Source organism: Streptomyces sp. AcH 505, assembly GCF_000818175.1.
Taxonomy (GTDB): Bacteria; Actinomycetota; Actinomycetes; order Streptomycetales; family Streptomycetaceae; genus Streptomyces.
The window spans coordinates 1921073-1930153 of sequence record NZ_JTIY01000001.1 but is presented as its reverse complement, the minus strand read 5'-3'; the positions used below and the strand labels follow the sequence as shown (position 1 = coordinate 1930153).

At 69.1% G+C, this 9081-nt stretch carries 12 protein-coding genes and 1 pseudogene; 11 read left to right on the top strand and 2 right to left on the bottom strand.

Going from position 1 to position 9081, the window contains the following annotated elements:
- From HY68_RS08990 to HY68_RS08970, 5 genes and pseudogenes are all read left to right on the top strand, one after another.
- Positions 1 to 250: pseudogene (locus HY68_RS08990) on the top strand (hypothetical protein); the annotation flags it as partial.
- Between the two features lie 67 nt (positions 251 to 317).
- Positions 318 to 1067, top strand: coding sequence for a DUF2993 domain-containing protein (locus HY68_RS08985; RefSeq protein ID WP_198533238.1), 750 nt, complete (start codon positions 318 to 320; stop codon positions 1065 to 1067).
- 469 nt (positions 1068 to 1536) lie between these two features.
- Positions 1537 to 2376 (top strand): sulfurtransferase, encoded by an 840-nt coding sequence (locus tag HY68_RS08980; RefSeq protein WP_041986673.1) that lies wholly within the window; start codon positions 1537 to 1539, stop codon positions 2374 to 2376.
- Positions 2377 to 2423: 47 nt separating this feature from the next.
- On the top strand, positions 2424 to 2711 hold the full coding sequence (locus HY68_RS08975; RefSeq protein ID WP_028439550.1) for a DUF1416 domain-containing protein: 288 nt from the start codon (positions 2424 to 2426) through the stop codon (positions 2709 to 2711).
- Positions 2712 to 2816: 105 nt separating this feature from the next.
- A complete protein-coding gene (locus HY68_RS08970; protein ID WP_041986666.1) occupies positions 2817 to 3086 on the top strand; it encodes a DUF3099 domain-containing protein in 270 nt (89 codons plus the stop codon).
- Here HY68_RS08970 and HY68_RS08965 read toward each other — a convergent pair.
- Entirely contained in the window at positions 3080 to 3448 is a 369-nt protein-coding gene (locus HY68_RS08965; RefSeq protein WP_041986663.1) for a DsrE family protein, read from the bottom strand. The genes HY68_RS08970 and HY68_RS08965 overlap by 7 nt on opposite strands.
- A gap of 104 nt (positions 3449 to 3552) precedes the next feature.
- On the opposite strand from HY68_RS08965, the gene HY68_RS08960 reads away from it, so the two are divergent.
- The 6 genes from HY68_RS08960 to HY68_RS08930 all read left to right on the top strand — a co-directional run bounded on the left by HY68_RS08960 (position 3553) and on the right by HY68_RS08930 (position 8279).
- On the top strand, positions 3553 to 4269 hold the full coding sequence (locus HY68_RS08960; protein ID WP_041986660.1) for a hypothetical protein: 717 nt from the start codon (positions 3553 to 3555) through the stop codon (positions 4267 to 4269).
- Entirely contained in the window at positions 4266 to 5072 is an 807-nt protein-coding gene (locus HY68_RS08955; protein WP_041986657.1) for a hypothetical protein, read from the top strand. The genes HY68_RS08960 and HY68_RS08955 overlap by 4 nt, the downstream gene beginning before the upstream one ends.
- On the top strand, positions 5069 to 5950 hold the full coding sequence (locus HY68_RS08950) for a hypothetical protein (RefSeq protein ID WP_041986655.1): 882 nt from the start codon (positions 5069 to 5071) through the stop codon (positions 5948 to 5950). Before HY68_RS08955 ends, HY68_RS08950 begins: the two co-directional genes overlap by 4 nt.
- 246 nt (positions 5951 to 6196) lie before the next feature.
- Complete coding sequence (locus HY68_RS08940) at positions 6197 to 6769, top strand: FABP family protein (RefSeq protein WP_041986650.1); 573 nt, start codon at positions 6197 to 6199, stop codon at positions 6767 to 6769.
- 87 nt (positions 6770 to 6856) lie between these two features.
- A complete protein-coding gene (locus HY68_RS08935) occupies positions 6857 to 7303 on the top strand; it encodes a Fur family transcriptional regulator (protein WP_041986648.1) in 447 nt (148 codons plus the stop codon).
- A gap of 10 nt (positions 7304 to 7313) precedes the next feature.
- Positions 7314 to 8279 carry a glycine cleavage T C-terminal barrel domain-containing protein gene (locus HY68_RS08930; RefSeq protein ID WP_041986645.1) on the top strand — a complete coding sequence of 322 codons (966 nt, stop codon included), beginning with the start codon at positions 7314 to 7316 and terminating at the stop codon, positions 8277 to 8279.
- Positions 8280 to 8349: 70 nt separating this feature from the next.
- On the opposite strand, the gene dtd is transcribed toward HY68_RS08930, so the two are convergent.
- Positions 8350 to 8787 (bottom strand): D-aminoacyl-tRNA deacylase, encoded by a 438-nt coding sequence (gene dtd, locus HY68_RS08925; protein ID WP_041986642.1) that lies wholly within the window; start codon positions 8785 to 8787, stop codon positions 8350 to 8352.
- Between the last annotated feature and the right edge of the window lie 294 nt (positions 8788 to 9081).

Sequence of the window (9081 nt, the reverse complement as noted above, 5' to 3'; positions counted from 1 at the left end):
GCCCGCGGTCGCGTCCGTCGTGGTGGCGCTGCTGGTCTCGGCGGGCGCCGGGATCGCGGTCGGCGGCTTCACCGACCTGGGGTCGGGCGGCGCGCTGCTGGGCCTCGGCGCCGGGGTATGCGCCCTGATCGGACTGCGTGCGGCGAGTTACGACTACCCGTCCCGCTTCGTCCATATGACCGCTGGTGTGGCCCTCCCGCTGGCGGCCGCGGCACCCGCCGTCTACTTGCTGGGGCGAGCGCTGACCTGATCGTCGTCACGTTAGGCTCACGGTCGTCAGGGGGACGTGTACGACCGATGGTGGGGGACACCGAGCGATGCGTGGGCTTCGAATACTGCTGATTCTTGTCGTGATCCTGGCGGGTCTTTTCGTCGCCGCCGACCGGCTGGCGGTCAATTTCGCCGAGGGCAAGGTCGCCGACAAGATCAAGTCGAGCCAGGGCCTGGAAAGCGATCCCCAGGTCTCCATCAAGGGCTTTCCCTTCCTGACGCAGGTGGCCAACTCCCAGCTCGACGAGGTCGACATCACCCTCGACGGGGTCACCGCCACGACGGAGGGCCACTCGGTCCGGGTCACCGAGGTGCGGGCGGTCCTGAAGGACGTCCGGATCAACAGCAGCTTCTCGTCGGCGACCGCTTCGCAGGCCGACGGCGCGGCCAGCATCTCGTACGCCGACCTCAGCGGCTCGGCGCCCAAGGGCGCGACCGTCAGCTACGCGGGTCCTGAGCGCGCGGCCAAGGGGCAGGTCAAGGTGGCGGGCAAGCTGACCGACATCCTCAAGGGCGCGGGCATCCCGATGCCGGACGCGGTCGCGGCCCTGCTCGGCGACAAGGTCTTCACCGCGTACAGCGAGGTGTCCGTCTCGGACGGCAAGACCGTGCGGCTGCGTGCCAAGAGCCTCCCCGACCTGCCGGTGCCCGGCCTGGACGAACAGCTCCAGAAGCTGATCGACTACGACCTGAAGATCGACGGAATGCCGTCGTCGGTCGCGCTCAGCAAGGTGACGGCGTCCCCGGACGGACTGCGCTTCTCAGGGACGGGCACGGACGTCTCGCTGACCAGCTGAGCCGGGCTCAGGGGCGGCCCGCACCGGGCCGGATGGTGAGACGACGGTGTCCGGCTCGTAGAAGAAATGTGACCGGGGGAGCGCCGCCGGGCCCGGGAAATCGCACGCGTGAGCAAAAATTCTCACGGAGTGGACGATCGCGTCTCATCATGTGACACACCGGTGACATTGCCGCCGCCACGTCCTTACGATCGACCCTATGCAGTGCTTCATCTGTGGCCTTCCGCAAGGAGGCCGCGCGGATCTCACCAAGCGGCGGGCAGTAGACCTGTGCCGCGTTTCCGCCATGCTCTGTCGCACTGTCTGAGCGGGACATTCGCATTCCCGCATTCCCGGCCCCCGACCGTGTCAGGCGGCCCAGGGCCACCCCCGCGCCGTTCAGCGGGTCTCCCCCCTTCGCGCCTCTGGCGCCCGGAGACTGTCCACGAACCCGCACCATCTCGCCGCACCTGCCCCGGAGGAGAACAGCATGAGCCGTAGTGACGTCCTGGTAGACGCCGACTGGGTCGAGGCCCACATCGACGACCCGAAGGTCGTCATCGTCGAGGTCGACGAGGACACCTCGGCGTATGACAAGAACCACATCAAGAACGCCGTCAAGATCGACTGGAAGTCCGACCTCCAGGACCCGGTCCGCCGCGACTTCGTCGACCAGGAGGGCTTCGAGAAGCTCCTGTCGGCCAGGGGCATCGGCAACGACGACACGGTCGTGCTCTACGGCGGCAACAACAACTGGTTCGCGTCGTACGCGTACTGGTACTTCAAGCTGTACGGCCACGACTCCGTCAAGCTCCTCGACGGCGGCCGCAAGAAGTGGGAGCTGGACTCCCGCGACCTGGTCGACGCCGTGCCCGAGCGCGCCGCCACCACGTACAAGGCGAAGGCGCAGGACACCTCGATCCGTGCCTACCGTGACGACGCCGTCGCCGCGATCGGCAGCCAGAACCTGGTCGACGTGCGCTCGCCCGACGAGTTCAGCGGCAAGCTGCTCGCCCCCGCGCACCTCCCGCAGGAGCAGTCGCAGCGTCCGGGCCACATCCCGTCCGCCCGCAACATCCCGTGGTCGAAGAACGCCAACGACGACGGCACCTTCAAGTCGGACGACGAGCTCAAGGAGCTCTACGCCGACGAGCAGGTCGACCTGGCGAAGGACACCATCGCGTACTGCCGTATCGGTGAGCGCTCCGCGCTGACCTGGTTCGTGCTGCACGAGCTGCTCGGTGTCCAGAACGTCAAGAACTACGACGGCTCGTGGACCGAGTACGGGTCCCTCGTCGGCGTGCCGATCGAGCTCGGCGCCGCCAAGTAAGCACGTCCCGACCAGCAATCACGCCTGACCCCGGAGGACTGAACAGTATGTGTGGAGCACAGGCCGGCGGCCCGGACGCCTCGACGATCAAGCCCGGTGAGACCACGATCCAGGGTTCCGTGACCCGTGACGGCGAGCCCGTCACCGGTTACGTACGCCTGCTGGACTCGACCGGTGAGTTCACCGCCGAGGTGCCCACCTCGGCGACCGGGCAGTTCCGCTTCTACGCGGCGGAAGGTACCTGGACCGTGCGCGCACTGGTCCCCGGGGGCACGGCCGACCGTACGGTCGTCGCGCAGACGGGCGGTCTCTCCGAGGTCGCCATCGCCGTCTGACAGCTGTCTGACCGGAACTGCTGATCGGCCGGAGGACCGCACCCCAGGGGAGTCGGACGCTCACTGGAAGGGGTGCGGTCCTTCGTGCCGTCGTACGCTGGAAACATGTACACGCGACGGCGTCGCGCTTATTTCCTGCTCATGGGCGGATGCCTGGTCCTGTTCGTCTCCGCCTGGTCCTTCGTGCGGCTGTGGTCGGTTCCGGCCGCCGTCGCCATGGCCGTGGTGGCCATGGTCATCCCGCCCGTCGCCGCGATCGTCGGAAACCGGCGGGGCAAGGACGACCGCTGGTGGGACGAGCCGCCGGACGACGCCAAGTCGGACGAGTGGTGGGACGAGATGGACGACAAGAAGCGCCCCCGCCGCCCTCAGTAGACGAGGGCCTGTACGCCGTCGGCCATGATCTCGCTGACGAAGACCTGCGCCCCGGCGATCCGTACGCCCTCGATGAGGTCCTTCTCCGCGATGTCCCGCCGGGCCGCGCACTGGGTGCAGAGCGTGATCTGTCCGCCGGCCTGGATCGACTCGATCAGGTCGGGCAGCGGCGCCGAATGGGGGAGTTCGAACTCGGCTGCCCGGCCGGGCAGCGCGAACCACGCGGATTCGCCCGTCAGCCACAGGGACACCTCGACACCGCTGGCGACGGCGACGGCCGCCACCGTGAAGGCCTGGGAACAGCGCTCGGGGGCGTCGGCCCCGGCCGTCACTTTGATCACGAGCTTCTTCGCCGATTGCATATACCGAACTGTAATCCGCCCCTGTACAACCGCGTTTCCCTCTCGCAAGTCAGCTCTGTGCGCAGGTAATTGGTACCTGCAGCCAGGTCTCGTGGGGGACCCCCTTGAAAACGAAACGAAGACGCGGCCGTACGACGCTGATCGTCGTCGCGGCGGCCGTGCTCGGCGTCGTCGCCGGCACGGCGACCGGATACGCCGTACAGGCGGACCGCGCGCCGAAGGCGCTGCCGCCGCTGAACCAGCCGGGTCTGGCGTACCCGGCGAAGTCCCTTCCCGAGGGCAAGGAGCCCGAGCCGCTGACCGTGGCGCACGACGCCGGGCTCAAGACCTCGGGCGACCTGCGGAAGCTGTTGATCAGCAAGCCCAGGGGCGCGACCAAGGTCGAGGGGAGCGAGGACGGCTGGATGGCGCTCGACACCTACGCCGGCCACTTCGCCGACCCGGAATCCCTGATCACGTCGCTGGCCCCCAGTTTCCGGCGGGCCGTGAACGTCTCCTGGAACGAAGGCAAGAACCGTGAGGTGGTCGTCACCCTCGTCCAGTTCAAACCCAGCGCGTTCCAGGACGCCGCCGGCTATGCGCTGGACCAGCAGTCGTACATGCCCGAAGCGACCGCGGCCGGCAACAACGGCTCGGTGATCGAGGGCACCGACGACGGCCGCTACTGGGTGTACGACAACCCCCGTCACCAGTCGCGCGACAGGGCCAGAGCAGTGGCCTGGCGCGGCGACATCATGATGGAGATCGACATCTTCGACAGGGGCACGATCCGCGAGAGCGCCATCAGGACGCTGGCCGAGCGGCAGATGGAGCGCCTGTGAACGAGGAAGAAGTCAGCACGCCCGCGCCGGAGGCCGCGCCGGTCACACCGGACGACGTCCCGCAGGTCCCCGCGCCCCGCCGCCGGGTGCGCCGGATCCTCGGGATCGCACTGCCCGTCGTACTCGTGCTCGGTGCCGTCGGCGGCGGTGCGGTGTACGTCAAATCCACCGTCGACGGTGCCGACAGGACCGTCCCCACCAAGCTGTGGCTGGCGGCACGCGCCAAACCGAACCGGGATCCGGCGGCGAACGCGTACAAGGGCCGCACCGACACCGAGCTGAGCAAGCAACTGCTGCCCGCGCCCGAGGGCTACCGCCTCGGTCCTGACCTCGACGAGTTCGGGAACGACACCTCGCTCTCGGCCCAGCAGGCCAGAGCGCTCCTGAAGGGCAGCGGTGAGGGCCTTCCGAGCAGGGTGCGCACCGAGATGAACAAGGAGATCGAGAAGGTCGGCATCAAGGGCATGGCCGCACGCTCCTACGTGGCCGCGACCGGCGACCTGGTCGTCGAGACGTTCGTGACGCAGATGAAGGACCGCTCGGCCGTGGCGGACATGTACCGGAACGCTTCGAGCATCGGCGGACACAAGGGTCCTGCCGTCAAGGGCCAGAAGAACGCCAAGTGCTTCTTGGCGCCCGAGGGCTTGGAGTTCGATCCCCGCTACATGGTGTGCACGGCGTACAAGGGCGAACTCTTCATCAAGGTGAACGCCTTCGGTACGGAGCCGCTCGCGGCGTCCGAGGTCGCCGGCCTGCTCGGTGACCAGCTCGACCGTATCGACACCCCGGGGAAGGCCGTATGACCGAGCAGATCACCCCGCTGTCGGCCGACGCGACCGTACCGGCCGCCGAGCCCGCGCCCGTACCGCTCGGCGCGTTCCCGCCCCCGCCCAACGAGCCGCCGGTCGTCGGCGTCCGGCCGCCCCGGCGCGTGCTGCGCGCGGTCGCCCGGTGGACACTCGCGGCGGTGGTCTTCGCCGGGGTCGGCGGCGGGGTCGCCTACGGCATCACCGGCATGGACCGCGACGACGTCCCCGGCCTCGCCACGCGGAGCGACGGCCGCTGGGACTACCCGAAGCTGTCCCTCCCCGCGCTGCCCGCGGGCTCCCCGCGCCCCTTCACCGTGGGCAACGACGGTGAGATCCACTACGCCGACCTGCGGAAGCTGCTCCTGCCCGCGCCTGCGGGCGCCGTCCAGGACAAGAAGCTGACCGGCGGCTGGATCAGTAACGCCCAGTACCTCTCGGAGTACGAGGCGGACAGCCGCGAGGTCATGGCGTCGGGCCTGCGCAACCTCCCCGTACGGCACATCGCGGCGCGTGGCTGGACGATGCCGGACGGCACCAGCACGCGGATCTACCTGCTGGCGTTCCTGTCGGTCAGCGCGGCCAACGACTACAAGGACGCGCAGATCCAGTCCCACGCCGGCCTCGACGCCGGCACCCCGCTCACCTCCGCGCCCCAGACCACCCTCGACAACGGCTGGCCCGGCGATCTCCAGGTCTCGGACACCTCGGTCAGCGTGTTCACCGAGCTCAAGCCGTACGGGGCCACCCATGTGCGGCAGGCGTACGTGCTGGCGGGTGACACCCTCGCGCTGGTGATCGAGGAGAAGAAGGGCACCGCTCCCGCCGTGCCGTTCCATCAGACGCTGCTGCTGCAGAGCCAGCTGCTCGGCTGACCGGCCCACCTCCGGAAGAAGGCCCGGTCCCCACCCATTAGGCTGGGGACCGGCCGTTCCGCTCATCCCGCTCATCCGAGGAGCACTCCGTGCTTGAGGACACTTACACCTCTCTGCTGATCCTGGTCTGCGTCGCCGTGCTCGCCTTCACCGTCCTGGTCGTGAAGAAGCTGTACCAGGGCCAGCGCTGACAGCCTCCAGCACCGGCAATTCCCACCAAGACCCAGCCAAGAGACTGAGCCGCTCATGATCGAGATCCCGTCCGACCTGAACCCGGGCCTTGTCCCCCTCGCCTTTCTCCTGGGCCGCTGGGAAGGCGTCGGTGTCTTCGACTTCCCCGGTGACGAGAAGGCCAACTTCGGCCAGGAAGTCACCTTCAGCCACGACGGCCGGGACTTCATCGAGTACGTCTCGCACACGTGGGCGCTCGACACCGAAGGCAACAAGGTCAGCCCCATCGAGTCGGAGTCCGGCTTCTGGCGGATCGACGAGGACCGCAAGGTCGAGGTCGTGATGGTCCGCGACCAGGGCGTGGTGGAGATCTGGTACGGCGAGCTGGCCGACCAGAAGCCGCAGATCGACCTGGTCACCGACGCGGTGGCCCGTACCGCGAGCGCCGGCCCGTACAGCGGCGGCAAGCGGCTCTACGGCTATGTGAACAGCGACCTGATGTGGGTGGGCGAGAAGTCGACGCCCGAGGTTCCGCTGCGGCCGTACATGTCGGCGCATCTGAAGAAGGTCGTCAGCCCCGAGCAGGTCGCCGCCTGGGCCAAGGACCTCGGCGACCTCCCCGACGACGGCATCGCCTTCTTCAAGTAACCCGGCACGTTCTTCAAGTAACCCGGCAACCAGGAACGGCGGGCCGGAGCGGTCCGTTCCGCCGCACCGGCTGCCTACACTGGGGCCGTGGTGAGCATCGACTGGAAGAGCGACCTGCGACAGCGCGGCTACCGGCTGACGCCCCAGCGCCAGCTTGTCCTCGAAGCCGTCGACTCACTGGAACACGCGACGCCCGACGACATCCTCTGCGAAGTGCGCAAGACCGCGTCGGGCGTGAACATCTCCACCGTCTACCGGACGCTGGAGCTGCTGGAGGAGCTGGAGCTGGTCTCCCACGCCCATCTGGGCCACGGAGCGCCGACGTACCACCTCGCCGACCGGCACCACCACATCCACCTGGTCTGCCGCGACTGCGGGAACGTGATCGAGGCGGACACCAAGGTCGCCGCCGAGTTCGCGGACAAGCTGCGCGAGGACTTCGGCTTCACGACCGACATGAAACACTTCGCGATCTTCGGCCGCTGCCGAGACTGCACGGCTCGCGCCGAACGCGCCGCTCGCGGCGAGTCGTAGGCTGATAAGCATGAAGAGCCCTCTGCTGTCGCTGCCCGGAGCTGTCGCCGCCGAAGGACAGGACGAAGGTGTCGCCGCCCACTACGGCGATCTGTTCCGTGAACAGCGCGCCCTTGCCGACGGCAAGGGGCTGGTCGACCTGTCGCACCACGGAGTCGTGACCGTCACCGGCGCCGACCGGCTGAGCTGGCTGCATCTGCTGCTCACGCAGCACGTCAGCGAGCTGCCGGTGGGACAGGCGACCGAGGCGCTGATCCTCTCCGCCAACGGCCACATCGAGCACGCGCTGTATCTCGTGGACGACGGCGAGACGGTCTGGGTGCACGTCGAGCCGGGTACGCAGGACGCGCTCGTCGCGTACCTGGAATCGATGAAGTTCTACTACCGCGTCGAGGTCGCCGACCGCACCGAGGACTTCGCGGTCGTCCATCTGCCTGCCGGGTCCATCACGGAGGCGCCGGACGGTGTCGTCGTACGGGAGACCCCGTACGGCCGCGACCTCTTCCTGCCGCGCGCGGAGCTTGAGGCGTACGCGGCGGCGCACGGTCCGCTCGCGGGGACGCTCGCCTACGAGGCGCTGCGCGTCGAGGGCCACCGGCCGCGCGTCGGCTTCGAGACGGACCACCGGACCATCCCGCACGAGCTGGGCTGGCTCGGCACCGCCGTCCATCTGGACAAGGGCTGCTACCGGGGCCAGGAGACCGTGGCGCGGGTCCAGAACCTGGGGAAGCCGCCGCGCCGGCTGGTCTTCCTGCACCTGGACGGCAGCGACGTGCACCTGCCGGGCCACGGCACGCCCGTCCGGCTCGCAGCCGACGGCGAGGACGGCCGCCAGCTCGGCTTCATCACGACGTCCGCCCGCCACCACGAGCTGGGGCCGATCGCACTGGCGCTGGTGAAGCGCAACGTGCCGCTGGACGCCGAGCTGATGGCGGGGGACACCGCGGCGGCGCAGGAGTCGGTCGTCGAGGTCTGAGCCGCGCCCCGCGGGCGGTCGCACCTCCAGGCCTCCGCGGGCGGTCACATCTCCACGCCCCCGCGGGCGGTCACATCTCCAGCTGCACCGTGAACGGGCCGTGATTCGTGAGCGAGACGCGCATGTCCGCCCCGAACCGGCCCGTTTCCACCTGCGCGCCCAGCGCGCGCAGCTGCGCCACCACCTCGTCGACCAGCGGCTCGGCCACGGGCCCCGGCGCGGCGGCGTTCCAGGTGGGGCGGCGGCCCTTGCGGGCGTCCCCGTAGAGAGTGAACTGCGAAATCACCAGGAGCGGGGCGTTCACCTCCGAACAGGACTTCTCGCCCTCCAGCATCCGTATCGACCAGAGCTTGCGGGCCAGCTGCGCCGCCTTCTCCTTCGTGTCCTCGTGGGTGACTCCCACCAGCACACACAGCCCTTCGCCGATGATCTCGCCGACGGTTTCCGTCCCTGATCCGGTCACGACGGCGACGCTCGCGCCGTCGACTCTCTGCACCACAGCTCGCATACGGACCAACCTATCCGGGGCCGAACGGGTGCAGAGTGCCCGCACGGGCAGCCGCATGAGTGGCACGATGCAGGGAGGCGGTGCGCTCGCGCACCGGTCGAGGGATGGGGGTCTCCCCAGCGGAGTGAGGGGAAGCACGCGCGATGAGCACATCTGGAGCCGGGCAGTCGCCCGGTCCCGTACCGACGACCCGTACGACCATGGGGACCGGCAGCAGCCCCGCCCTGCCGGGCGAAGCGGCCGGGTCGCGGCCACCGGCGCAGCGGACGGCCGGCGACACCGGCCAGGACGCCG